This is a genomic window from Variovorax sp. CCNWLW186 (assembly GCF_037203865.1).
Taxonomy (GTDB): domain Bacteria; phylum Pseudomonadota; class Gammaproteobacteria; order Burkholderiales; family Burkholderiaceae_C; genus Variovorax.
Genome location: NZ_JBBCBO010000003.1, coordinates 345214 through 370696, shown reverse-complemented (window position 1 = coordinate 370696; position 25483 = coordinate 345214). Strand labels below are relative to the sequence as shown.

The 25483-nt window shown below is 65.4% G+C and carries 21 protein-coding genes; 10 read left to right on the top strand and 11 right to left on the bottom strand.

Annotated elements, in window-relative coordinates:
* Positions 1–109: 109 nt before the first annotated feature.
* Together lptM and lysA are read left to right on the top strand one after the other, a co-directional pair.
* Entirely contained in the window at positions 110–364 is a 255-nt protein-coding gene (lptM, locus tag V9K97_RS06000; RefSeq protein WP_409513995.1) for an LPS translocon maturation chaperone LptM, read from the top strand.
* The gene (gene lysA, locus V9K97_RS05995) at positions 361–1647 is read left to right on the top strand and encodes a diaminopimelate decarboxylase (RefSeq protein WP_337316960.1); all 1287 of its coding nucleotides are present in this window, start codon (positions 361–363) and stop codon (positions 1645–1647) included. Before lptM ends, lysA begins: the two co-directional genes overlap by 4 nt.
* A 43-nt stretch (positions 1648–1690) precedes the next feature.
* On the opposite strand, the gene V9K97_RS05990 is transcribed toward lysA, so the two are convergent.
* From V9K97_RS05990 to V9K97_RS05970, 5 genes are all read right to left on the bottom strand, one after another.
* On the bottom strand, positions 1691–2365 hold the full coding sequence (locus tag V9K97_RS05990; RefSeq protein ID WP_337316958.1) for a sulfite oxidase heme-binding subunit YedZ: 675 nt from the start codon (positions 2363–2365) through the stop codon (positions 1691–1693).
* Positions 2366–2399: 34 nt separating this feature from the next.
* On the bottom strand, positions 2400–3410 hold the full coding sequence (msrP, locus tag V9K97_RS05985; protein WP_337297720.1) for a protein-methionine-sulfoxide reductase catalytic subunit MsrP: 1011 nt from the start codon (positions 3408–3410) through the stop codon (positions 2400–2402).
* Between the two features lie 118 nt (positions 3411–3528).
* Complete coding sequence (gene ccsB / locus V9K97_RS05980; protein ID WP_258504386.1) at positions 3529–4845, bottom strand: c-type cytochrome biogenesis protein CcsB; 1317 nt, start codon at positions 4843–4845, stop codon at positions 3529–3531.
* Entirely contained in the window at positions 4842–7010 is a 2169-nt protein-coding gene (locus tag V9K97_RS05975) for a cytochrome c biogenesis protein ResB (protein WP_337316956.1), read from the bottom strand. The genes ccsB and V9K97_RS05975 overlap by 4 nt, the downstream gene beginning before the upstream one ends.
* Positions 7011–7126: 116 nt before the next feature.
* Positions 7127–7792 (bottom strand): c-type cytochrome, encoded by a 666-nt coding sequence (locus V9K97_RS05970; RefSeq protein ID WP_258504384.1) that lies wholly within the window; start codon positions 7790–7792, stop codon positions 7127–7129.
* Positions 7793–7862: 70 nt separating this feature from the next.
* On the opposite strand from V9K97_RS05970, the gene yihA reads away from it, so the two are divergent.
* Both yihA and V9K97_RS05960 read left to right on the top strand, forming a co-directional pair.
* The gene (gene yihA / locus V9K97_RS05965) at positions 7863–8606 is read left to right on the top strand and encodes a ribosome biogenesis GTP-binding protein YihA/YsxC (protein WP_337316954.1); all 744 of its coding nucleotides are present in this window, start codon (positions 7863–7865) and stop codon (positions 8604–8606) included.
* Positions 8607–8684: 78 nt separating this feature from the next.
* Entirely contained in the window at positions 8685–9596 is a 912-nt protein-coding gene (locus V9K97_RS05960) for an alpha/beta fold hydrolase (RefSeq protein WP_337316952.1), read from the top strand.
* 21 nt (positions 9597–9617) lie between these two features.
* Here the strand turns inward: V9K97_RS05960 and V9K97_RS05955 are convergent, their stop codons facing one another.
* Positions 9618–10502 carry an LpxL/LpxP family acyltransferase gene (locus tag V9K97_RS05955; RefSeq protein WP_337316950.1) on the bottom strand — a complete coding sequence of 295 codons (885 nt, stop codon included), beginning with the start codon at positions 10500–10502 and terminating at the stop codon, positions 9618–9620.
* Positions 10499–11398 (bottom strand): lysophospholipid acyltransferase family protein, encoded by a 900-nt coding sequence (locus tag V9K97_RS05950; protein ID WP_337316949.1) that lies wholly within the window; start codon positions 11396–11398, stop codon positions 10499–10501. The genes V9K97_RS05955 and V9K97_RS05950 overlap by 4 nt, the downstream gene beginning before the upstream one ends.
* Positions 11399–11618: 220 nt before the next feature.
* Here V9K97_RS05950 and metK point away from each other — a divergent pair, with 220 nt between their 5' ends.
* Positions 11619–12803: a methionine adenosyltransferase gene (gene metK / locus V9K97_RS05945; protein WP_126745502.1), complete on the top strand. Its 1185-nt coding sequence runs from the start codon at positions 11619–11621 to the stop codon at positions 12801–12803.
* A gap of 18 nt (positions 12804–12821) precedes the next feature.
* Here the strand turns inward: metK and V9K97_RS05940 are convergent, their stop codons facing one another.
* The 4 genes from V9K97_RS05940 to V9K97_RS05925 form a co-directional block, all read right to left on the bottom strand.
* Positions 12822–14963 (bottom strand): TonB-dependent receptor, encoded by a 2142-nt coding sequence (locus V9K97_RS05940; RefSeq protein ID WP_337316972.1) that lies wholly within the window; start codon positions 14961–14963, stop codon positions 12822–12824.
* 88 nt (positions 14964–15051) lie between these two features.
* On the bottom strand, positions 15052–15231 hold the full coding sequence (locus tag V9K97_RS05935; protein WP_337297713.1) for a hypothetical protein: 180 nt from the start codon (positions 15229–15231) through the stop codon (positions 15052–15054).
* A complete protein-coding gene (locus V9K97_RS05930) occupies positions 15228–16427 on the bottom strand; it encodes a PepSY-associated TM helix domain-containing protein (protein WP_258508272.1) in 1200 nt (399 codons plus the stop codon). The genes V9K97_RS05935 and V9K97_RS05930 overlap by 4 nt, the downstream gene beginning before the upstream one ends.
* A 33-nt stretch (positions 16428–16460) precedes the next feature.
* On the bottom strand, positions 16461–18563 hold the full coding sequence (locus V9K97_RS05925) for a TonB-dependent siderophore receptor (protein WP_337316947.1): 2103 nt from the start codon (positions 18561–18563) through the stop codon (positions 16461–16463).
* Between the two features lie 160 nt (positions 18564–18723).
* Here V9K97_RS05925 and V9K97_RS05920 point away from each other — a divergent pair, with 160 nt between their 5' ends.
* From V9K97_RS05920 to groL, 5 genes are all read left to right on the top strand, one after another.
* Complete coding sequence (locus V9K97_RS05920) at positions 18724–20337, top strand: phospholipase D family protein (protein ID WP_337316946.1); 1614 nt, start codon at positions 18724–18726, stop codon at positions 20335–20337.
* Between the two features lie 106 nt (positions 20338–20443).
* Complete coding sequence (locus tag V9K97_RS05915) at positions 20444–22552, top strand: TonB-dependent siderophore receptor (RefSeq protein WP_337316944.1); 2109 nt, start codon at positions 20444–20446, stop codon at positions 22550–22552.
* Complete coding sequence (locus V9K97_RS05910) at positions 22552–23298, top strand: DUF4198 domain-containing protein (protein WP_337316943.1); 747 nt, start codon at positions 22552–22554, stop codon at positions 23296–23298. The genes V9K97_RS05915 and V9K97_RS05910 overlap by 1 nt, the downstream gene beginning before the upstream one ends.
* A 168-nt stretch (positions 23299–23466) precedes the next feature.
* Complete coding sequence (locus V9K97_RS05905) at positions 23467–23757, top strand: co-chaperone GroES (RefSeq protein ID WP_258504344.1); 291 nt, start codon at positions 23467–23469, stop codon at positions 23755–23757.
* 30 nt (positions 23758–23787) lie between these two features.
* On the top strand, positions 23788–25440 hold the full coding sequence (groL, locus tag V9K97_RS05900) for a chaperonin GroEL (protein WP_126745495.1): 1653 nt from the start codon (positions 23788–23790) through the stop codon (positions 25438–25440).
* Positions 25441–25483: the final 43 nt, after the last annotated feature.

The following is a 25483-nucleotide window of genomic DNA, read 5'->3' as shown; positions in this document are numbered from 1 at the left end:
TGAAACGCGCTGTCCACCGAGTGATCAGGCCCGGGTCTGCTTCCTTGAAGTAACCCGGTTTATGGTCGAAAAGTACAATTTCGTTATGTTGAATGTTCGTCAAATTCTAGTGAGCGCCTCCAGCCGCGCTGCGCTCATGGTCTGCCTGGCTGCGGTAGCGGGCGCCCTGGGCGCTTGCGGGCAGCGTGGGCCGCTCTATCTACCGACCGATCCGGCGGCCGCGCAGCGCGCGACCCTGCCGCAGTTGCTCACGCCCGGCGGCTCGCGCGCTGCCGACGCTGAAGCAGCGCCCAAGCCCGCTGCGGCCAGCAGTGCGCCGGCTGCAGCAACCGGCAATGCCACCAGCCCCGGAGTGCCGAAGTGACGAACGCCTCTCTTCCTCTCCTTCCCGGCCATCCGCACATCGCGCATCGCGACGGCGCGCTCCATGTCGAGGGCCTGAGCCTCGACGCCCTCGCCCGCGAACACGGCACCCCCTTGTTTGTCTATTCGAAGCAATGGATGCTGGACGCGTTGGCGGCCTACCAGCGCGGCTTCGAGGGCCGCGAAGCCCTGATCTGCTACGCGATGAAGGCGAATTCATCGCTCGGCGTGCTGCGCGTGTTCGCCGAGGCGGGCTGCGGGTTCGACATCGTTTCGGGCGGCGAGCTGGCCCGTGTGCTGGCCGTGGGCGCCGATCCGGCAAAGATCATCTTCTCGGGCGTGGGCAAGACCCGCGCCGAAATGCGGCAGGCGCTCGCGGCCGGCATTGCCTGCTTCAATGTCGAGAGCGAAGCCGAGCTCGACGTGCTCAACGAAGTGGCACTGGCTGAAGGGCGCCGCGCGCCCATCAGCATTCGCATCAACCCGAACGTCGATCCGAAGACGCACCCGTACATCTCCACCGGCTTGAAGGGCAACAAGTTTGGCATCGCCCATGACCGCGCGGTCGAGGCTTATCGCCATGCCGCCAGGCTTCCGGGGCTCGAGGTGGTGGGCATCGACTGCCACATCGGCTCGCAGATCACCGAAGCCTCGCCCTACCTGGATGCCTGCGACCGGATACTCGACCTGGTCGAAGCCATCGAAGCGGCCGGCGTGCCCATCCATCACCTGGACTTCGGCGGCGGCCTGGGCATCGACTACAACGGCGAAGTGCCGCCCAAGGCCGATGCGCTCTGGCAGCAGCTGCTCGCGCGGCTCGACGCCCGCGGCTTCGGTCGGCGCAAGCTGGTCATCGAGCCGGGCCGTTCGCTGGTCGGCAATGCAGGCGTGTGCGTGACCGAGGTGCTCTACACCAAGCCGGGCGAAGACAAGAATTTCTGCATCGTCGATGCGGCTATGAACGACCTGCCCCGCCCGGCGATGTACCAGGCGTTCCAGCAGATCGTGCCGCTGCGCATCCGTGCGGGCAGCGCGCCGGCCTACGACGTGGTCGGCCCGGTTTGCGAAAGCGGCGACTGGATTGGCCGCGACCGTGCGCTCAACGTGGTGTCCGGCGACCTGCTGGCCGTGCTGTCGGCAGGCGCCTATTGCATGAGCATGGCCAGCAACTACAACACGCGCGGCCGGGCCGCCGAAGTGCTGGTGAGCGGCCAGAGCGCCACCCTGATCCGTCGCCGCGAGACGATGGAAGACCAGCTGCGCAGCGAGCGGATCGAGGGCTGATCCGCCGCAGCCGCCGTGCGCCTTGGGCGGGCCGATCAGCGCGTCAGCCGGCGCTGCTGCGGCCCAGCGACTTCTCGTTGCCGCTACTGCCGCCGCGAGCGCCCGCCGAGGGCTTCGGCTTGCGCTTGCTCGCGTAGTTCCACACGCGCCACCCCAGCAGCACCGCGACGATTGCCGCGTAGACGAACACCTCGGCAAAGTTGTTCTTGCCCGCGCGCATCCAGAAGAAGTGCAGCAAGCCGAGGCCGGCGATCAGGTAGACCAGCTTGTGCAGCATTTGCCAGCGCTTTGCGCCCAGTGCCTTGATCGCGCGGTTGAACGATGTGGCGGCCAGCGGCGTCAGCAGCACGAAGGCCGAGAATCCCACCAGGATGAACGGCCGCTTTGCAATGTCCTTGGCGATGTCGGCCCATTCGAAGCCCATGTCGAACCAGCTGTAGCACAGCAGGTGCACCACCACATAGAAGTACGCGAACAGGCCCAGCATGCGGCGAAAGCGCGCGAGCGCGTTGGCCTTGGTGATCACGCGCAGCGGCGTCACGGCCAGCACGATGCAGATGAAGCGCAAGGTCCAGTCGCCCGTGGCGCGGATCAGAAACTCGGCCGGGTTCGCGCCCAGCCCGTCGGTGAATGCGCCGTAGGTCAGCCACGCGAACGGCAGCAGGGACAGCAAGAAGATCACCGGCTTGGCCGCCGGATGCATGAGCAGCTTGTTCATGGCGCAAAGGCGGGATAGCGAGGCAGGCTCGGGCTCAGTAGTTCTTCTTCAGGTCCATGCCCGCATAGAGCTGGCCGACCTGGGCTTCGTAGCCGTTGAACATCAGCGTCTTGTTGCGCTTGGCAAAAAGCCCACCGCCGTCGCCAATGCGGCGCTCGGTGGCCTGGCTCCAGCGCGGATGGTCGACGTTCGGGTTCACGTTCGAATAGAAGCCGTATTCCTGGGCCGCGGCCTTGTTCCATGCCGTGCTCGGCTCCTTTTCGACAAAGCGGATCTTCACGATCGACTTGGCCGACTTGAACCCGTACTTCCACGGCACCACCAGGCGCACCGGCGCGCCGTTCTGGTTGGGCAGCACTTCGCCGTACATGCCAAAAGCCAGCAGCGTGAGCGGATGCATGGCCTCGTCCATCCGCAGGCCTTCGGTGTAGGGCCAATCGAGCACACGCGAGCCGACGAAAGGCATGGTCTTGGGGTCGGCCAGGGTCACGAACTCCACGTACTTGGCGTTGCCCTGGGGCTCGACCTTCTTGATGAGCTCGGCCAGCGAATAGCCCACCCACGGAATGACCATCGACCAGCCCTCGACACAGCGCAGGCGGTAGATGCGCTCTTCCTGCGCACTGAGTTTCAGCAGGTCTTCGATGCCGTACTTGCCCGGCTTCTTGACCAGCCCCTCGACCTCCACGGTCCACGGGCGGGTCTTGAGCGTGCCGGCGTTCTTGACCGGGTCACCCTTGTCGGTGCCGAACTCATAGAAGTTGTTGTAGCTCGTCGCGTCCTTGTAGTCGGTGAGCTTTTCCATCGTTTGCGCGCCCGGCACGGCGGACTTGGCACCCGGAAGCAGCGCCAGCTTGTGCGGGCCGGTCGCCTGGGCGAAGGCCTCGCGTCCGGCAAAGCTCGCCAGCGCGGCACCGGCCGCGCCGCCAGCCATCAGCTTCAGCAGGTCGCGCCGGCTCTCGTAGACGGCGCGCGGTGTGATTTCGCTCGAAAGCGGATGGATGAAACCGCTGTTGCGACCTTGCGGGCGGGAGGAAAACGACATGGTGACGGCCTTTCGCGTGAATCGTTGTGCTCAGGGTAGTTCGAGCAATTCCCTGATTCGGTTACGCACAATCGCTGCGCGTGGATTCAATTCTTCGCGAAAAGCCGGCTGCCCGGGGCTACAAGGTGCCGTAACTGTGCAGTCCGCTCAGGAACATGTTCACGCCCAGGAAGGCAAAGGTGGTGACCGCCAGGCCGGCCAGCGCCCACCAGGCCGCCACAGTGCCGCGCAAACCCTTGACCAGCCGCATGTGCAGCCAGGCCGCGTAGTTGAGCCAGACGATCAGCGCCCAGGTCTCCTTCGGGTCCCAGCTCCAGTAGCCGCCCCAGGCATCGGCCGCCCACAAGGCGCCCAGCACGGTGGCAATGGTGAAGAAGGCAAAACCGACGGTGATCGACTTGTACATCACGTCGTCGAGCACCTCGTTGGCGGGCAGCCTTGCCGCAATGCGCTTGCGGCCCAGCAGAATGCCCGCAGCGATGAGTGCGGAAATGCCCGCATAGATCACCCAGTAGCTGCCGCCGGCCTCTTGCACGCGCTGGCGGAATGCCACCGGCACAAAGCACAGCGCCACGCCCAAAAGCCAGATCGGCGTGAGCTTGTACCAGCGGGTTTCGCCCGCCTGTTCCTTCACCAGGTAGGCAAAGGCCACCATGGCCGCAAGCGCGAAAGTGCCGTAGCCGATGAAGTTGGCCGGCACATGCAGCTTCATCCACCAGCTTTGCAGCGCGGGCACCAGCGGCTGAATCTCGTGGGCGTTGCGCACCAGCGTGTACCAGAGCAGGAAGCCCACCGCCGCACTCACCACCAGCATGACGAAGGCGCCGAGCGCCCGGGTGCCGTAGCGCGCTTCGAAGTACAGATAGAACGCCGCGGTGAGCCAGCAGAACAGCACGAACACTTCGTACAGGTTGCTGACCGGGATGTGGCCGATGTCCGGCCCGATCAGGTGGCTTTCGTACCAGCGCACCATGGTGCCAATCAGCGCCATGGCAATAGCGGCCCATGTGAGGCGCGAGCCGATCAGCTCGAAGGTGTCGCCCTGCTTCCCGCCGAAGAAACCAAGCCAGTAGAACAGCGTGCTCATGAAGAACAGCACGCTCATCCAGAGAATGGCCGACTGGCTCGACAGGAAATACTTGAGCCAGAACACCGTGTCCGCGCGCGCCAGGTCGCCCTGGTAGGAGCCGATGGCCAGCAGCGAGGCCGCCGCCACGACGATGGCGAGCACCCGCAGCGGCCGCCAGAACCAGCCGATCGCAATGACGGAAATCATCGCGGCGACGAGGATCGGCTTCTCGTACGAGTCCATAGCGCCCGCATACCGCACAAAGGCAAAAAGGCCGCCTGCAAGCACCAGTGCCGCGAAAACCCAGTCGAACAGGTTGCGGCGCGAAAACCAGCTTTCGTTGAGCGTGAGGGTGGTGGTGTTCATGGGGACGCCGGTCCTTCGTTTTTCAAGGCAAGCAGCTTGTGCTTGAGGTGCTCGAACTCGCGATCGCTGTCGATCGTCTTGCGATTGACCGAGAAGGCCATCGTGGCAGCCGTGGTGTTGTTGTCTCCTGCGCTTGCGCCGCCGGGTGCCAGCCACACCCAGAGCCGGCGCTCGCGCACGTACAGCATGGCAAAAATCCCGATGATCAGCAACAGGCAGCCCAGATAGACCACGTTCTTTCCGGGCGCTCGCGCCACCTGGAACACGCTGGCCTGCACCTGGGTGAAGTCGGTCATCATCATTGCGACGGGCGCCGGATAGAAATGCGCATCGCTGATGGCCAGCACCGCCTGCGTGAGAAAGGCTTGCGACTTGTCGTCGCGCGGCAAGGCCTCGAGCCCCGCGCTTTCGCGGCTGAGATTGAGCAGTTCGAACAGCACGTCGTTCAGGATGCGCACCAGCACCGCGCCGGCACGTTCGCGCTCGGGCTCGGGCACGTTGGCTTCCATGAATTCCGCAATGGCCTGCCAGCCGCCCTGCGTGCTGGCATCGGCCTTCGCACGCTCGCTGCCGGCAAAGAGCGCGAGTGCACGCGCAGCCGAAACGCTGAGTTGCTCGGCCATTTCAGGCCGCTTCGGATCGACGGCCTTGGCGATGTAGCGCTCGACGGCACGGGCGCGGGTGTCGGCGTCGGCCAGCGAAGCGCGCATACGCACGAAGCTGTCCATGCTGCCCTGCTCGTCGGCCGGCACGCGAAGGTAGCGGAACGGCTCTTCGGGCTTCTCGCGCATGCCGAGCAGGAACACCGGCTGGCCGTCGCCGGTGTCGACCGGCACCATGTAGTTCTGGTATTCGCGCGCCTGGCCCGCGGCGTCGCGCAGCTTGTAGCCGATGCTCGGGCCGATGTTGCGCAGCACCTTCGGCTTGGTGGTCTTGTTGGCGGCGCCCAGGCGCGATTCGATGTCGTGGCGCAGGTCGACCTTGCGCACGTCGGCGCCGCTCATGGCACCCCCGTCGGCAAAATTCTCGACGTTGATCACGCGCAGCGCAGCGTATTCGAGCGTGAGCTTTTCCTTGCCGTTGGTAATTTCAGTGCTTGGCCCGCCAATGACGCCATCGACCTCGAAGGGCTTGGCGGCGGCCGCCATCGGCACCGCCTTGAGCTTTACCTTGGAGCCGCCGTCGTCGAAGCTCGACTGGTAGATTTCCACGCCCTTGTAGCTGGCCGGATGATTGACCTCGATGCGCGCGGGCACCTGGGCGCCGGTCTCGCGGTCGTGCAGCACCACCTCGCTCGCAAACAGCTTGGGCATGCCGGTGGAGTAATAGTCGACGATGAACTTCTTGAGCTCGATCGAGAACGGCAGCTCCTGCAGCAGCACGCCGTCCGACTGCTGCAGGATGGCCACGCTGCCCTGCCCGCCTTCGGGCACCAGGATGTTGCCGCGGAAGGTCGGGTTGCGGGGCGACAGCCGGTGCTGCGGCGGCACGTCGGCAATCATGCCGCCGCCGGTGAACACGCTCTTGCCGTTGAACCACGTCTGGGCACGCACCACCAGGTCGCCGTCGAGCAGGCCGCCGATGCACACCAGCACGATGGCGCTGTGCGCGGCGATGTAGCCCAGCTTGTGGGCGCCGCCCGCACGCGCCGCGACCATCCAGCCCGCGCCAGACTGGCCTTCCACCGCTTCGCGCTGCTGCAGCTTGACCTTCCAGCCGCCGCTCACCAGCAGTTGGCCGATGCGGTTGGCTGCCGCGGCGGGCTCCTCGGCAAGCTGGTTTTCAGCGCGCTGGCCAAAGGCCTTGAGACTCTGCGCGCGGATGTTTTCCTTGAAGGTCTTCAGGTCCACAAAAATGCGCGGCGTGTTGCGCGCAATGCAGAGCGACGTGCTGATCACCAGGAACAGCAGGATCAGCAGGAACCACCAGGCGCTGTAGACCGAGTCGAGCTTGGCCGTGCGGAACAGCTCGGCCCAGAATGGACCGAACTGGTTGATGTAGTTGTTGATCGGCTCGTGCTGCTTGAGCACGGTGCCGATGATCGATGCGATGCAGATGACCGTGAGCAGCGCGATGGCAAACCGCATCGACGAGAACAGCTCCACCGCAGCGCGAAGCACTTGCGGGCCGCGATGGACGCGAAGGCCGTGGGTGGAGACAGACATCGGTGGGCGGGAAGAAAGAAACAGGAAAAAAGCAAAGGGCGGGCCATCCAGCTGGATCGGCCCGCCCTCTGTTTGGGTTTTTTATCGGCGGTTAGTTCACGCTGAAGGGCGTGGCGTCAGCGCAGGCCGGCAATGTAGTCTGCAACGGCCTTGATTTCGCGGTCGTTCAGCTTTGCGGCCACGCCCGTCATGGGGGCGCTGTTCTGGCGCACGTTGTCCCGGAAGGCAACAAGCTGTGCCACCGTGTAGTCGGCGTGCTGGCCGCCCAGGCGCGGGTACTGCGCGGGCATGCCAGCGCCGTTGGGGCTGTGGCAGCCGGCGCAGGCCGGAATCTGGCGGTCGGCAATACCGCCGCGGTAGATCTTTTCGCCCAGTGCCACGGTGTCCTTCTCCTTGGAGAAGCCGGTCTTGATCTTCTTGGAGCCCACGAACCACGCGATGTTGCGCATGTCTTCGTCGGACAGCTTGGCCGCCAGGGGCTGCATGATCGGGCTCTTGCGCTTGCCGGACTTGAAGTCCTGCAGCTGCTTGAGGATGTATTCGGGGTGCTGCTGCGCCAGCTTCGGGTTTGCCGCAATGGCCGAGTTGCCGTCTGCGTTGTGGCAGGAGGCACAGGCCTGGGCGGCGGAATTGAACACCGCGTCGCCCTTGGCAGGGTCGGGCTTGGCCGGCTTGGCCGCGGCGGGTGCAGTCGCTGCGGCGGCTGGCGCGTCGGCCGCAAGGCTCGCGCTGGCTGCGACACCCATGAGGGCTGCAAGCAGAAAATTGGCAAACAACTTCATATCGGGGGCTCGATTTATTGGCGCAAAACCCCGCGATTCTACAATGGCGGCCCGTTCCGAAAGCTCATTGATGACTACGCCGTCGCGCAAGCACGCTGCTCCCCCTTCCCGCGCGACCCCTGCCGTGGACCCCATCGTCGCCGAGCGCGAGCGCGTTGCGCTCGGCTGGCTGCACACCGCCCACTTCCTGACCAGCGCCCCGCAGCTCGAGCATTTGCCTCCGCTCGACCTGCCCGAAATCGCCTTCGTCGGCCGCTCGAATGCGGGCAAGTCGACCGCGATCAACACGCTCACCCAGCAGACGCGCCTGGCCTTCGCCTCCAAGACGCCCGGCCGCACGCAGCACATCAACCTGTTCGGCGTGGGCAAGCAAAAGGCCGACGACGCCGTGCTGGCCGACCTTCCCGGCTACGGCTATGCCGCGGTCCCCAAGGAAGCCAAGCTGCGCTGGCAGCGTGTCATGGGCAACTATTTGATGACGCGCGAAAACCTGCGCGGCGTGGTGCTGATGTGCGACCCGCGCCAGGGCCTCACCGAGCTCGACGAGATCCTGCTCGACGTGATCCGCCCGCGCGTGGAGCAAGGCCTGAAGTTCCTCGTGCTCCTGACCAAGTCCGACAAGCTCACCCGCAGCGAAGGCGCCAAGGTGCTGTCCATTACGCGACTGCAGGCCGGCGGCGGCGAAGTCAAACTGTTCTCCGCCCTCAAGAAGCAGGGAGTGGGAGAAGCCGCGGAGCTGCTGTGGCGCTGGGCGCATCCGCCCGGGGAAACGCTGGCGGAAGCCGAACAGCCCCCGGTGCCGGAAGACACCTAGGGAAAACCGGCTCGCTGCCGTCCCATCTGCGTGATCCACTATGAAAACAATAGCAACGAAAGTTGAAGGAGACAAAGCATGATCGAGACGTTCCAGCGCAGCCTGCCCAACGGAACCACGCTGAGCTGCCGCGCCACCGGCGCGCCCGGCCAGCCGTTGATGGTGTTCCTTCATGGCTTCCCCGAAGCCGCGTTCATCTGGGACGAGCTGCTCGAATATTTCGCCCAGCCTGAACACGGCGGCTACCGCTGTGTCGCGCCCAATCTGCGCGGTTTCGAGAAGTCGAGCGCGCCGACCGAAGTGGCCGCATACAGGGCCCATCTGCTGATCCAGGACGTCCAGCAGCTCGTTGCCACCGAAAGCGCCGACGGCACCATGGCCGCGCTGGTCGCGCATGACTGGGGCGGAGCTTTCGGCTGGGGCTATGCCAATGCCTTTCCGGAGCAGGTCGGCCGGCTGGTCATCATCAACTCGCCGCACCCCGGCACCTTCACGCGCGAGTTGCGCAACAACCCGGCGCAGCAGCAAGCCAGCGCCTACATGAATTTTCTCGCCAGGCCCGATGCCGAAGCCCTGCTCTCGGCGGACGACTTCAAGCGCATGTGGCCCTTCTTCACCTTGATGAAGGCCGGCCCCGACGGCTTCGGATGGCTGACTGAAGACGTGAAGCAGCAGTACCGCGAGGTGTGGAATGCCGGCCTTACCGGCGCCTGCAACCTCTATCGCGTCACGCCGATGAAGCCGCCGCTGCCGGGCCAGAGCATCGAAGGCATTCCGGTGCTGCCGCGCGAGCGACTGACCGTGAACGTGCCGACCTTCGTCTTCTGGGCGCTCGACGACGCGGCGCTGTTGCCGGGCTTGCTCGACGGCCTGGAGGAATACGTGCCCAAGCTCGAGATCAAAAAGGTGCCCAACGCCACCCACTGGATCGTGCACGAACAGCCGCAGCTCGTGGCGCGCGAGATCGAAGCCTTCCTGAAGCGGAACTGAAGAAGCCGCCCCAGTTCTTCTTCAATAGATCGACGGCGCGCCCTCGGGCCGCGTCTTGAAGCGGCGATGCACCCAGTAGTACTGGGACGGCATCTTGTCGATATAGCCCTGCAGCCGCTCGTTCATGAGCGCGGTGTCGGCCTCGACATCGTCCGTCGGAAAGTTCTGCCAGGCCGGCAGCACCTCGATCTCGTAGCCGCCCGGGGTGAGCTTGGAGACGATCGGCACCACCTTGGCCTTGCCCAGCCGCGCGAAGCGCGAGAGCGAGGGCACGGTGGCGGCCTGCACGCCGTAGAACGGCACGAAGATGGTCTGGTCGCGGCCGAAGTCCATGTCGGGTAGCAAGTACAAGAGGCCGCCCTTGCGCAGGCCTCCGAGCACCGGCTTGATGCCGTCCACCCGGTTGAGCGCCGCCACGTTGCCGAAGCGCGTGCGGCCTTCGCGAATCCATTCGTCGACCATCGGATCGCGCTGGGTCGTGTAGATGGTGGCCGAAGGCCGCGGCGTGTGCATGGTCAATGCCGTGGCCGCGGCATCGAGGCCGTAGAAATGCGGCGCGAACAGGATCATCGGCTCGTCGCCGTTGGCGATCTCGTCGATCTCCTGCGCGGCGCCCACCACCTTGAGCCGGCTGGCCACCACTTTTTCGGGCGCATGCCAAAGCCAGCTGCGGTCGAGCCACGACTGGGCCACATACACAAACGTCTCGCGCGCGATGCGGCGGCGTTCAGCTTCGGACTTATCGGGAAAGCACACCGCTAGGTTGGTATCGACCACGCGCCGGCGCGGCACCGCGACGGTGTGGAGCACGCGGCCCAGCAGCGCGCCGAAGCCGCGGACCAGCGGCAGGGGCAGCGGCGCAATCGCGCGCATGAAACCGATGCCGAGTCGGGAGCCGAGACTCATTGCGCCTGCTCCCCATTGGCGGCGGCCGCCACGACGGTCTCGCCGCGCGGCTCCTTGTAGCGTGCGTAGTCCCACACGTATTGGCCGGGCAGGCTGTGGATCAAGCGGCCGATGGCATCGTTCATTGCAGCTGCAGCGTCTTCGATGGACGCCTTGGGATCGGTGAGCGCAGTGCCCATGATCGGTTCGAAGCGAATCACGTAGCCCGCACCGCGCGGTAGCCTTTCGCACACGCTCAGGAAACAGGCGGCGCCGGTCTGCTGCGCGAGGCGCGGCAGCAGCGTCATGGTGTAGGCCGGCCGGCCAAGAAAAGGCGCCCATACGCCCTGCCCCAGCGGTGGCACCTGGTCGGGCAGGATGCCGGTGTAGCCACCGCTGCGCAGCGTGCGGATGAGGCCGCGCACGCCAGTGTTATTGGTGGGCAGCGTCTGCAGGCCGGGCCGGTCACGCGAGCCCGCGGCAATCAGTTCGGCCATCCATTTCTTGCGCGCGGGGCGAAACAGCGCGGTGATCGGTCCGTAGGCCTGGAGAAAGCGCTCGCCGATGGCCTGGCCGCACATCTCCCAACTGCCCAGATGCGGCGCCACCAGGATCACGCCCTTTTTCGCCTGCATGGCGGCCTCGAAGGCCTCGACGCCTTCCCAGCGCACCACGCGCCGCAGTACGCTTTCGCCCTGCGGGCGCAGCCAGAGCCAGGGCAACTCGGCGGCCATTTGGCCGGCGGCGGCGATGGCCGGGCGGTACTGGTCGGGCGTGAAGCCCGCGTTTTCGGCATTGGCCTTGAAGCGGCGGCGGTAGTCGGGGGCGCACCACCAGACCATCCAGCCCAGCAACGCGCCGAGCCGATGCATCAACGGCATCGGTACACGGGCAAGCAGGCGGAACAGGGTGACCATGGGCTGACAACAGGGAGTGAATACCAGGACGCGCGCGCACAATTTGGCGCGGCTCGAATAGAATGCAAATTGTCGCCGAGTTACGGAACAACTTGCAGGGCGACAAACACAAGCGCAAGAGCGATTGTGCCCCGCCGATTCGTCGGCATCTGCTAAAGCGTTCGCCAGGGCTCCGCAGAGTTGGCAACGCGCCAAGTCACTTCAAGGAGCTTTGAACAAAATGGCGAACGACTTCCTCTTCACTTCCGAATCGGTCTCTGAAGGCCACCCCGACAAAGTCGCCGACCAGATCTCGGATGCCATCCTGGACGCGATCTTCGAGCAGGACCCCCGCAGCCGCGTGGCCGCCGAAACGCTGACCAACACCGGCCTCGTGGTGCTCGCCGGCGAAATCACGACCAACGCGCACGTCGACTACATCCAGGTGGCGCGCGACACCATCAAGCGCATCGGCTACGACAACACCGACTACGGCATCGACTACAAGGGTTGCGCCGTGATGGTCTGCTACGACAAGCAGTCCAACGACATTGCCCAGGGCGTGGACCACGCCAGCGACGACCACCTGAACACCGGCGCCGGCGACCAGGGCCTGATGTTCGGCTACGCCTGCGACGAAACGCCCGAGCTGATGCCCGCGCCCATCTACTACGCACACCGCCTCGTGGAGCGCCAGGCCCAACTGCGCAAGGACGGCCGCCTGCCGTTCCTGCGCCCCGACGCCAAGAGCCAGGTGACGATGCGCTATGTGGACGGCAAGCCGCACAGCATCGACACCGTGGTGCTCTCCACCCAGCACAGCCCCGACCAGAGCGAAACGCCCACCAAGATGAAGGCCTCGTTCAACGAAGCCATCATCGAGGAGATCATCAAGCCGGTGCTGCCGAAGGAATGGCTGCAGAACACGCGCTACCTGATCAACCCGACCGGCCGCTTCGTCATCGGCGGCCCGCAGGGCGACTGTGGCCTCACCGGCCGCAAGATCATCGTCGACACCTACGGCGGCGCCTGCCCGCACGGCGGCGGCGCGTTCTCCGGCAAAGACCCGTCCAAGGTCGACCGCTCGGCAGCCTACGCCGCGCGCTACGTGGCCAAGAACATCGTGGCCGCCGGCCTGGCGCGCCAATGCCAGATCCAGGTGGCTTACGCCATCGGCGTGGCACAGCCGATGAACATCACGGTCTACACCGAAGGCACCGGCGTGATTCCCGACGACAAGATTGCCGAACTCGTGCGCGAGTTCTTCGACCTGCGTCCAAAGGGCATCATCCAGATGCTCGACCTGCTGCGCCCCATCTACCAGAAGACGGCCGCCTACGGCCACTTCGGCCGCGAAGAGCCCGAGTTCACCTGGGAAGCGACCACGCAGGCGGCTGCGCTGCGCGCTGCGGCCGGCCTCAAGTAAAAAGCCACCGGCGGTGGGTCAGAAGCGGTAAGCGCCGCTCAGGCCCACCGTCCAGTTGCGGCCCGGCGCGGGCTCGTAATAGCGCGCATTGCCCTCATTGACGATGACCGATCCCACATAGCGGCGGTCGAACAGGTTGTCGACCCGCGCAAAGGCGTTGAACTCCCAACGCTCCCACTTCTTCAAGTAGCCGGCGTAGAGCGCCGCGACCGCGTAGCCCGGCGCGCTGGCGGTGTTGGCGTCGTTCGCCTGCATGCGGCCCAGCGCGCGCACCTCGGCGCCGGCCCGCCAGCCTTCGGGCGGCATCCAGCCGAGCGATGCAAAGAGCGATTGCCGTGCAATGCCGGGAATGCGGTTGCCCGCCGCCACCGTGTTGGATACCGCACAGGGCGACGGCGAGCAGAAGGCATCGCGGTAGCGTGCGTCCAGCCATGTATAGGCAAGCTGCGTGCGCCAGTGGTTGGCCGTTTCATGCTGCCAAGCCAGTTCGAATCCGTTGCGCCGCGTGCGGCCCGCGTTTTGGAACGTGGCGCGGCCGCCGCTGTTGGTGTCGGTCACGATCTCGTCTCGCGTGCGGGTCTGGAACATCGCGGCCGTCAGCAGGCCTCCACCCAGCCTTGCCTTGGCACCCACTTCCACGCTGTCGTTGACCGAGGGCCGCAAGGCAAAGTTGAGCCCACTGGCGCCGCCCGCCCGGTACGAGAGCTCGTTGAGCGTGGGCGTCTCGAAGCCGCGGCCGATTGAGCCGTAGAACGCCAGGTCCGGCGTTGCCTGGTACCGCAGCGAGGCGACCGGGAGCGTCTTGCTGTAGCGCGCACTGCCGCTGTCGTCGCGGTTGGCGCCCACGATATAGCGGTCCTGTGAATCGAAATGCACGCTGCTTCGGCGCACGCCGGCTTCCAGCGTCCACTGCTCGGCCAGGCGCCAGGTGGCTTGCGCATAGGGATCGAGGTTCCAGACCTCGTTGCGCTCGCTGCGCCGCAGGCGGCCTTGCACGCCCAGCACGGGCGAGGCCACGCGGCCGAGGTAGTTCTCGTAGCCGCGGCGCTGCTCGCGCAGGCTGTCGTAGCCAAGGCCCACGGCAAGGTCGAGCGGCCGGTCGGCCATCTGCAATGCGGCGGTCCAGCGCAGGTCGACCCCGCCGTACTGGCGCGACAGATCGATCACGCCGCCCGCATGCAGCGGATTCTGTTGGGGGCCGAGCGGAATCGACTGGTACTGCACGGTCTTGCGCTCGCCGCCGTACACCATGAGCCGCAGCGACTGCGAAGCACCCACGCGCCGTTCATAGAGCAGGCCGGCCTGCGTCTGCTCGACCGTCTTGCGCGTGTCGAACTGCGTGGCCAGCGCCGCGCTGCGTGGCGCCAGCGCGTACTGGTCCGCCGTGAGGCCCAGCGGGTCTTGCGCGCTGATGCGCACGCTGTTGAGCACCAGCGTGAGCTTGTCGCCGTTGTCCAGTGCGATGCCGAGCTTGCCGTTGGCGATGTCGCGCCGCGCCGCGCTGTGCTCGCGCCAGCCGTCGGTCTGAAAGCGGCTGGCGTTCAGCAGGTAATCGATTGCGCCTTGTGATCCGCTGCCTTGCAGCGACTGCCGCCAGGTACCGAAGCTCCCGCCGGCCGCCGAATACGAAAGGCGCGGCGCGCCCTCGCCCGACGCGGTGAAAGCCTGCAGCACGCCGCCCGAAGAGTTGCCGTAGAGCGCCGAGAACGGTCCGCGCAGGATCTCGACGCGATCGAGCGAACCGATGTCGATATTGGAAGTCTGGCCCTGGCCATCGGGCAGCGTAGCAGGAATACCGTCGACATACAGCCGCACGCCCCTCACGCCGAAGGTGGAGCGCGCGCCGAAGCCGCGGATCGACAGCTGCAGGTCTTGCGCATAGTTCATGCGGTTTTGCACCTGCAGGCCCGGAACGCCGCCCAGGCTTTCGGACAAATTGACCTGCAGCCGGTTGTCTCGCATCTCCGCACCGTCGACGCGATCGACCGAGCCCGGCACGTTGAAGGGCGCGACCTCGCCGCGGGGCGTGGACACCGTCACTTCGGGCAGGCGGCCGCGGTCTGCTTCTGGAGGAGTCGCTTGTTGCGCCTGGGCAGCGAGCGGAGCCCCCAGCAGCAACAGGCGAACGGCAGTGGCGGTGGCGGCGAGTGCAGGCTTCATCATCGCGCCGATTCTGCTTCGGCGCGGGGCGCCGCACGTACTAGCAACAACCCGGGCGGGGCCGAAGCAGCCAGCCCAGGTTCTCAGATCAGGTTCTGCGCCAGCCGTACCAGCCGCACACCGCGACGGGAATGCCCAGTGCAAACCAGGCGAGCATGTCGCCCAAGCCGCCGTCGCTGAACAGCGCGGAAATCAGGCCGATGGACGTCAGCACGCCCAGCACGATCGGCCAGCCCCACATGCGCCGGAACGCGTGCCGGGGCTTCATGCCTGCACCTTCATGGCCGGGGCCGGGTCAGGCTGCTGCCCGCCATGCTGCGGCGCTCGCCCGGCACTGCCCGCAGCTGTTGGCGCGGCCGGTGTCGGCACGGTGTTGCCGCGCTTGAGCCACAGGTAAAGCCCGCTGCCCAGCACGATGATGGTGGCAATGTCGAGCAGCGCCCAGATGATCTGCATCGGCATGCCCGCGTAGTCGCCGAAGTGCAGAGGCTGCGACACGAGCAGCGCCGTCAGGTACCACGGCATCTCGGGCGAGGCGGTCACCTGCGTGGTCTTCGCATCGACCAGTACCGGCTTCAGCAGCTTCGAGGTGAAGGGCTCGTTGCCGCGCAGGAAGAAGGTGGTGTGGTGCGGGCTCGAGAACGAAGTGCCCGGGAACGCGATGAAAGACAGCTTCATGTCGGGCGCCTGTTTCAGTGCGACTTCCATCGAACGCTGCACCGATCCGCGCTCGGCTGCGGGGACGGTCGGCTCGTTCTTGTAAGGCGCAAGCAGCGTGCTGAGCTGGTCGTACTGCCAGTACTTGATGATCAGGTCGGCCCAGGTGTTGATCATGCCGGTGGAGCCCACCACGAACAGCCAGACCAGCGTGACGATACCCAGCAGGTTGTGCAGGTCGAGCCACTTGAGGCGTGGCCGCTTCTCGCGCCGCACCGTGCCGAAGTCGAGCTTGCGCATGAACGGCGCATAGAGCACCACCCCGGAAACGATGGCCACGAGCAGCAGCAAGCCCATGAACCCCAGGAACAGCTTGCCCGCAAGCCCTGCGAACAGGTCGACGTGCAGCTTGAACATCACGTACATGAAGCCCTCGTCGAACTTGGGCTGTGCCAGCACGACGCCGGTGCGCGCATCGATGGCGACCGACTTGAAGTCTTCGGTAGGTTCAGGCGTGGGCGTGAGCGTGACGAGCCAGAGGCCGTCGTCGTCTTCGGGCTGCGAGACGAACTGCACCACCCGGTCGGGGTGCTTGGCGCGCGCCGTTTCGAGCACGCGGTCCAGGCTCACGCGCGGCGTGTCCGCGGGCATCTTGGGCGCTTCGACCTCGGTGCCCAGAAGATGGCCGATCTCGTGATGAAAGATCAGCGGCAGGCCCGTGATGCACAGCAGCAGCATGAACACGGTGCACACGAGGCTGCTCCACTTGTGTACCCAGGCCCAGGTCTTGATCTTTCGGCTGTTCATCATGTCGTCACTGCTCCCATCGAAAGAGAATTATCAAAAGCGGTAGGTTGCGCTTGCCACCACGCTGCGGCGCGAGCCGTACCAGCAGTCACCGCGCGAAAGGCAGGTGCTGAAGTAGACCTTGTCCGTCAGGTTGTTGATGTTGAGCGCATAGCGCCAGTTGGCATTTTCGTAGGCAAAGACGGCATCGAGCAACGTCACCCCCGGCACCCGTGGACCCACGCCGGACTGCAGGTCGCGGAACGAACTCATCATGCGCACGCCCGCGCCGGCCGAGAACCCGCTGAGGCCACCAATCGAGAAGCGGTACTTGGCCCAGACACTCGCCTGGTGCTTGGGCAGGCCCTCGATCAGTTCGTCCGCATCGGTGTAGTTGTAGTGCGCGATCAGGTCGAGGTTCGAGCCGATCGAGCCCTTGGCTTCGAGTTCGAGGCCCTGGGTCTTGGTCTTGCCGACCTGCGTGTACACGTTGGGCGACGGCGAAGTGATCTGGTTCTTCTCGCGCAGGTCGTACACCGCCGCGCTGAACGCAAGCGCGCGGTCCTTCGGCTCGTACTTCACGCCGGCTTCCCACTGCTCACCGCGCAGGGGCGAGAAGATCTGTCCGTTGCGCGGCGACTGCGGCGTGAACGACTCGCTGTAGCTCAGGTACGGAGACCAGCCCGAAGGCATGGCGTACATCACGCCGAACCGCTTGGTGGTTGCGCTGCTCTTTTCGGCGTCGCTGCCTTCCGCGCTCGAAACGGCCTTGTCGTGGCGCAGGCCCGCCACGAAGATCCAGTTGTCGAGCTTCATCTGGTCCTGCAGGTAGAAGCCGTTCTGGCGCTGGCGGGTGCGCGGCCGCGCATCGCGAATGGGCATGTCGACGTGGCCATACACAGGCGCATAGGCGTCGATGGTGTCGTACGTGGTGCCGCCCCAGACGTTTTCGCGCTGGCGCGCGAAGTCCGCGCCCACAAGCAGCGTGTGCTTGAGCGCGCCGGTCTGGAAATGTCCTTCGACATGGTTGTCGAGCGTCTGCGTGCGGTTGCGCGTCAGGTAGCTGTCGTAGTAGCGGCCCAGCACGCGCCTGAAGATCGGGTCCGTCGCGTCCCAGCTCTCGGCCCCGCTGAAGGCCGCGCCGTAATGGTAGCGGTTGTCGTTTTCGTTTTGCGCATAGCGGAAGTTCTGCCGCAGGGTCCAGTTCTCGTTGAACTTGTGCTCGAACTGCCAGCCGAAGGTCTTGCGCTCGCTGTCGTAGTAGTCGAAGCCCGGCTCGCCGATGAAGCGGCTGGTGGGAATGCGTCCGTTCGGGTTCGGCAGCAACGTACCCGCCCACGGGAAGAATTGCGAACTGCTGCCGCTCTTGTCCTTTTGGTACAGGCCTTGCAGCGTGAGCGAGGTTGCCGCACTGGGCCGCCACGTCAACGACGGCGCAATGACGCTACGGTCGTCGGGCACGTAGTCGACCTGCGTGTCCGACTTGCGCTGCAATGCGATCAGCCGGTAAGACAGCGAGCCGTCCGCATTCAGCGGGCCGGTCAGGTCGGCCTGGATCTGCTTGCGCCCGAAGCTGCCGAACTGCACGCCCACTTCGCGCTGCGCCTCTTGCAGCGGGCGCTTGCTCACCATGTTGACCACGCCCGCGGCAGTGCCCGCGCCGAACAGCATGCCCGAGGGGCCGCGCAGCACTTCGAGCCGCTCCAGCGTGTAGGGCTCGGTGCGCGTGGTGCTGGTGTAGTAGCCGTACGCTTGGCGCAGGCCGTCCAGGTAAATGTCGGGCGAAGCGCCGCGGATGCGCACCGAGTCGGTCCGCGAGTCGAGGCCGTAGGCGTCCGAGCGCACGCCGGCTGCGTAGTTGAGTGCGTCCTGCAGATTGCCCGCGCCCTGGTCCACCATCTGGTCGCGCGTGACCACGGTCACCGACTGGGGCGTTTCAGAAAGCGGCGTGTCGGTCTTGGTGGCGGTGGCCGCGTTTCTCGCGCGATAACCGATCACCGGCGAAGTCGCGGTTTCGGCCTCTGCGCTCGCATCCACCCTGATTTCCGGCAATGCGCCGGGCGCCGGAGCCTGGGCCAAAACCTGCTGATGCACATAAATTGCCATGCATCCCGCCAGCACCGATGCGACCTTGCGCCCCGCCATCAACCTCGTCATTCCTGCTCCACTCCGAAACATTATTAAGAACGATTCGTATTCTAATAGTTATAAAGTCTCATTTGTTCCAATTTCCCGGGAGCGGCCAAGGGCGTTACGCCATCGGCGTCCGGCGGGGCGGCAAGCAAAGCGGCTACGATCCCGCCGCACGCCCCGTGCGATGGCCGGTCTCATGCTCAAGCTCATTGCACTCTCGTTCTCCGCGTTGCGCGGCTCGGCCCTGCGGCTGGTCGGCTCCGCACTTGCGCTTGCTCTGGCGGGCTGTGCCGGTCTTCCCCCTCGCGCACCCGAGCCGCCCACGCTGTCGATCGCAGCCTCCCCCGCCACCACGCTTGGCCGGGCGGCGGCAAGCCTTAGCGCCGCGCAGGACGGGCTCTCGAGCATCCGCCCGCTGGTCGAGGCCTCTTTTGCGCTGGACGCCCGTTTCGAGCTGATTCGTCAGGCGCAAGCCTCGCTGGACGTGCAGACCTACCAGCTCGGCAACGACAAGACCGGCCGCCTGCTGTTGCGCGAAATGCGCGATGCCGCCCGTCGCGGCGTACGGGTGCGCCTGCTGCTCGACGATTTTTATACCGCCGGCATGGACCGCCTGCTGCTCGGACTTGCCGCGGAGCCCAATGCCGAGGTCCGCCTGTTCAACCCGTTCGTGAACGCCCGCGACCACTCGGCCACGCGGTGGATCGAGTTCTTCGCCGACTTTCGCCGGCTCAACCACCGCATGCACAACAAGCTCTTCGTGGCCGACGGCGCGATGGCGATTGCCGGCGGGCGCAACCTGGCCGACGAGTATTTCCTGCGCAGCGAAGGCGCCAACTTCATCGATTTCGAACTGATCATGGCCGGGCCCGTGGTGCCGGAGGCGGCGCGCATCTTCGACACCTACTGGAACAGCGACGTGGTCTACCCGCTCCAGCGGATTGCCGGCGCCAGCGACAGCCCGGAATTGCTGAAAGTGGAGTTCGAAGCCGCCACTTCGCCCATCCATGCGCCGCCGCCCGCCCCTCTTGCCGGCACCGACCTGCTGGGCGACGCGCCGCTCGGCACGCAGCTTGCCGACATCGGCCGGGTGAAGTGGATGCGGGCCGAGGCCCATGCCGCGGCCGACAGCCCCAACAAGGCGCTGGGCACTCTTGCATCGCCGGCCGAATCGCTTGCGGCGCGGTTCCATGAAATGACCGCGAGCGCGCGCTCGGACGTGGTGGTGATTTCGCCGTACTTCATTCCGGGCGAAGACGGCATGGCGCGCATCCGCGAAGGCCGGGCGCGCGGCGTGCGCATCAGCGTCATCACCAATTCGCTGGCCGACAGCGACGAGCCGCTGGTGAACATCAACTACAACCGCTACCGGGTCGACATGCTGAAGCTGGGCGTGAACCTGTACGAGGTGAGCACCCAGCAGCTCAAGCGCAACCGCCAGTTCCGCACGCTGCTCAAGAAGGCGCGCGGGCGCCTTCACGCCAAGCTTGCCCTGGTCGACCGGGAATGGGTGCTGCTCGGCTCGATGAACCTCGATCCCCGCTCGGCGCGGCTGAACACCGAATTCGGCGTTCGCGTGCGCAGCTTTGAATTGAGCCAGGCGCTGCTGTACGCCTATCAGTTGGACGACATCGAAGGCGTCTATCGCGTGGTGCTCATGCCCGATGGCGAGAACGTGCAATGGATCGGCACCGGCGATGTGGACAACGAGGTGCTCGACAGCGAGCCGGATTCCAGCCTGCTCACGCGCCTGCAGCTGCTGCTGTTCTCCTGGTTCGTGCCGACAGACCAGCTGTAGCGCGCTGCAGAGGCTGCGGTGGCCAAGGGCGGCCATCCACGCCATCTACAATGGAGAATGAGATTTGTTCTCAATAACTCCACTCAAACGCACTACAAAGTTCTCAATGGGATTTCGCACCCGGTCGTCACGCATCGCCTTCGCCTTGCTCCCCCTCGCTTCCATTTCTTCACTCTCCACAGCACAAGGCACCGCCAGCTCACCGTCAGACCCTGCGAGCACATCGCTGCCCGAAGTGCATGTGGTGGCCGAGCCGGAATCCGGCGGCTACAACCCCACGACCAGCAGCGGCGCCACGCGCACCAGCACGCCCGTGCGGGAGGTGCCGCAATCGGTACGCATCGTCTCCAGCCAGTTGATCGAAGACATGGGTGCGAGGCGCCTGGCCGACACGGTGGATTTTGTGAGCGGCATCACGCGCCTCAATGACTTCGGCGGCACCTGGGACAACTTCGGTATTCGCGGCTTCAGCAGCACCGACATGGGGTTTCTGGTCAACGGCTTTCCCGGCTCGCGCGGCTACAACCCGCCGCGCGACACCGCCACCGTCGAGCGCTTCGAATTCCTGAAGGGCCCTGCCTCGGCCGTCTACGGCAGCAGCGAGCCCGGCGGCACCATCAACATCGTCACCAAGAAGCCGGAGTTCACGCGCCGCAACACGGCCGACTTCAGCATCGGCAGCCAGGGCCTGCGCCGCAGCACGCTGGACAGCACCGGCGCGCTGGGCCGCAGCGTGGCCTACCGCCTGAACATGGCGGTGGAGGAAGGCGACAGCCGCAGTGATCTGCTGAGCAACCGGCGCACCCTGGTGGCGCCGGCGCTGACCTGGGTGATCGATGACAAGACGGTGCTCAACTACGAGTCCGAGTTCCTGCGTTCGAAGACGCCGCTGGACCGCGGGCTGATCAACGTGCGCGGCGTGCTCGGCACCCTGCCCCGCGACCGCGTGCTCAACGAGCCCGGCGACGGCAACATGACGCTCACCAGCAATACGCACCAGCTCACGCTGGACCGCCAGTTGTCGGACAACTGGCGCGCGCGCGTGGGTGCGAGCTACAAGGAAAGCACCTCTTCCGGCAACTACACCGAAGCGACATCGCTCGCGGCCGACAACCGGACGCTGAACCGCCGCGCCACCTGGCGCCAGCTGCCGTCGCGCGACACCTCCTTCCAGGCGGAACTGGAAGGAAAGTTCACGACCGGCACCTTGGGCCACACGCTGCTCATCGGCGTGGAAGCCTCCAGGCTGTGGATGAACACCGAGATCCTTCGCTCCGGGAGCTACCCGATCGATATCTACCAGCCGGTGTATGGAAAGCCCCAGCCGCCGCTCACGTCGCTCACCTCCAGTACAGACGAGCACCAGCGCGCGAGCGCCGTTTTCGTGCAGGACCAGATCAGCCTTTCGCCGCAATGGAAGCTGCTGGTGGGCGCCCGCTACGACCATTACAGGCAGAGCATCGAGGACCGTGTCGCAAACCGCAACAGCGCCCAGAAGCACGATGCCGTTTCGCCGCGCGCCGGCCTGACCTATCTGCCGAACGACTGGAGCTCCTGGTATGTGTCTGCCGGCAAGTCGTTTCGCGGCAACAGCGGCACCGACAAGAACGGCCGCGCATTCGATCCGCAGCACTCCACCGCCCTCGAGGCCGGCGTGAAGCTGCAGACCCGGGACCAGCGCCTGGGCGCCAATTTCGCCGTGTTCGACATCAAGAAGACGAACGTGCTGACGGCCAGCGACACGCCCGGCTTTTCCGTGGCCGCCGGCGAAGTCAAGAGCAGCGGCTTCGAAGCCGACGTCTATGGCCAGATCGACAAGAACTGGCGGGTGAGCGGAAATTTCGCCTACGTCGACGCCCGCATCTCCAAAGACGCCACGCTGGCGGCCGGCACACGCATCACGAACATTCCGAGGACCAGTGCCGGCCTGTTTGCCATTCGCGAAGATGCGCTGGCCAACGGCAGCCGCTATGGCGTGGGCGCCGGCATCAACTACGTCGGCAACCGCTCGGGCAACAACGCCGACACCTACGCCCTGCCGGCCTACACCACCGTCAAGCTGGTGAGCTACTGGCAAATCAACAAGACCGCGCGCGTGTCGATCGACGTGCACAACCTGTTCAACAAGAACTTCTACACCGCCTCTTGGGGCAATTTGTACGTGATCCCAGGTGCGAAACGCAGTGTCGTCGCCAGCCTGAAACTGGACCTCTGATGAACAAACCGCACCGAATTGCCGCCCTGGCCACCCTCGCGGCGGCGGCCGTACTCTGCTCGGCCGGCGCGCAGGCGCACGGCATCTGGTTTGCCCAGCGCTCCGGCGAACTCGCGCTGATCTACGGCGAAGGCGCCGACGATCTGGACACGGTCAAGCGGCAGCCGCTGATCGCCGCCGTCACCGCCTACGACGCGTCCGCGAACCCCGTATCGACGGCACTGGACGTGAGCGGGCGCCTGCTGGTGGTGGACACCAAGGAGAAACCCGCCATCGTCGCAGCCGTGCTCGACAACGGCACCTGGAGCAAGACGCCGGAAGGCAAATGGCTCAAGAAGGGCAAGGACGAAGTTCCGGGCGCGCTCACCAGCGGCCACAACCTCAAATACGCGGTGCATCTGCGCAGCCCGCTGCGCGGTGCTTTGCCGCCGTTGCCAGGGCACACGCTGCAGATCGTCCCGGTCGATTCCACGCTGCCCGAAAAGCTCGGCCAAGACCTGCGCCTGCGCGTGCTCTACAAAGGAAAACCCGTGGCGGGCGCCCTGGTGCTGGCCGACTTCGTCAACGATCCCGACGCGAAGCCGATCGAAAGCGGCGCCGACGGCACCGTGGTCATCAAGGTGCGCAACCAGGGGCTGAACGTCATCACCGCCGTGCTGTCGACGCCGCCGGCAGATCCTGCGAAGACCGACAAGGTGGAGCACCTGGCGTCGCTCTCCTTCGTGCTTGCGCACGCGCCGGAATAGGCGAGCGGGGCCGACGGCTGCGCCCCGGGGCCTTGAAACTCCACCGATTGCCCTTATGATTAGCACTCGCTGCTGACGAGTGCTAACAAGCCTCGATTCCAGCCGATGGGCCGCCGGTCTCCCCGCCCGGCGCCCGACCACAACCCCGTTTCTTATCCAGGAGATGCAATGAAACTTCGTCCTTTGGCCGATCGCGTGATCGTCAAGCGTGTTGACAGCGAAACCAAGACCGCCTCCGGCATCGTCATTCCCGACGCAGCCGCCGAAAAGCCCGACCAGGGTGAAGTCCTGGCCGTGGGCCCGGGCAAGCGCAACGACAAGGGCGAACTGACCGCACTGACCGTCAAGGTCGGCGATCGCGTCCTGTTCGGCAAGTACAGCGGCCAGACCGTCAAGGTCGGTGGCGACGAACTGCTGGTCATGAAGGAAGACGACCTGTTCGCAGTCGTCGATAAGTAATCCATCCATCCCCTTTCGGAGAAATAAAACATGGCAGCAAAAGACGTAGTCTTCGGCGGTGAAGCCCGCGCACGCATGGTCGAGGGTGTCAACATCCTCGCCAACGCAGTCAAGGTGACCCTGGGCCCCAAGGGCCGCAACGTGGTGCTCGAGCGCTCGTTCGGCGCCCCCACCGTCACCAAGGACGGTGTGTCGGTCGCCAAGGAAATCGAACTCAAGGACAAGCTCCAGAACATGGGCGCCCAGCTCGTGAAGGAAGTGGCCTCGAAGACCAGCGACAACGCTGGTGACGGCACCACCACCGCCACGGTTCTGGCTCAAGCCATCGTTCGCGAAGGCTTCAAGTACGTGGCCGCCGGCATCAACCCGATGGACCTGAAGCGCGGCATCGACAAGGCCGTCACGGCGCTGGTCGAAGAGCTGAAGAAGGCTTCGAAGCCCACCACCACGTCGAAGGAAATCGCACAAGTCGGCTCGATCTCGGCCAACAGCGACGAAACCATCGGCAAGCTCATCGCTGACGCGATGGACAAGGTCGGCAAGGAAGGCGTGATCACTGTCGAAGACGGCAAGTCGCTCGAAAGCGAACTCGACGTCGTCGAAGGCATGCAGTTCGACCGCGGCTACCTGTCGCCCTACTTCATCAACAACCCCGAGAAGCAATCGGCGCTGCTCGACAACCCGTTCGTGCTGCTGTTCGACAAGAAGATCAGCAACATCCGCGATCTGCTCCCCACGCTGGAACAAGTTGCCAAGGCTGGCCGTCCCCTGCTGATCATTGCCGAAGAAGTCGAAGGCGAAGCCCTGGCTACGCTGGTGGTGAACACGATCCGCGGCATCCTGAAGGTCGTGGCTGTCAAGGCTCCTGGCTTCGGCGACCGCCGCAAGGCCATGCTGGAAGACATCGCCATCCTGACGGGCGGCAAGGTCATCGCTGAAGAAGTGGGCCTCACGCTCGAAAAGGTGACGCTGGCCGACCTGGGCCAAGCCAAGCGCATCGAAGTGGGCAAGGAAAACACCATCATCATCGACGGCGCCGGCGCTGCTGCCGACATCGAAGCCCGCGTGAAGCAAGTGCGCGTGCAGATCGAAGAAGCCACGAGCGACTACGACCGTGAAAAGCTGCAAGAGCGCGTGGCCAAGCTGGCCGGCGGTGTTGCGGTGATCAAGGTTGGCGCCGCCACCGAAGTCGAAATGAAGGAAAAGAAGGCTCGCGTCGAAGACGCCCTGCACGCCACACGCGCTGCAGTGGAAGAAGGCGTTGTGGCTGGCGGCGGCGTGGCTCTGCTGCGTGCCAAGCAAGCCGTGGGCGACCGCGTGAAGGGCGACAACGCCGACCAGGACGCCGGTATCAAGCTGGTGCTCAAGGCGATCGAAGCGCCCCTGCGCGAAATCGTGAACAACGCCGGCGGCGAAGCCTCGGTGGTGGTGAACGCTGTGTTGGCCGGCAAGGGCAACTACGGCTTCAACGCTGCGAACGACACGTACGGCGACATGCTCGAGCTGGGCATTCTGGACCCGACCAAGGTGACCCGCACCGCGCTGCAGAACGCAGCATCGGTTGCTTCGCTGCTGCTGACGACCGAAGCCATGGTCGCCGACGCACCGAAGGAAGAAGCCGGTGCCGGCGGCGGCATGCCCGACATGGGCGGCATGGGTGGTATGGGCGGCATGGGCATGTAATGCCCGGCTGAGCTCTGCTCACCAAAACAAAAAGGGCCGCGCA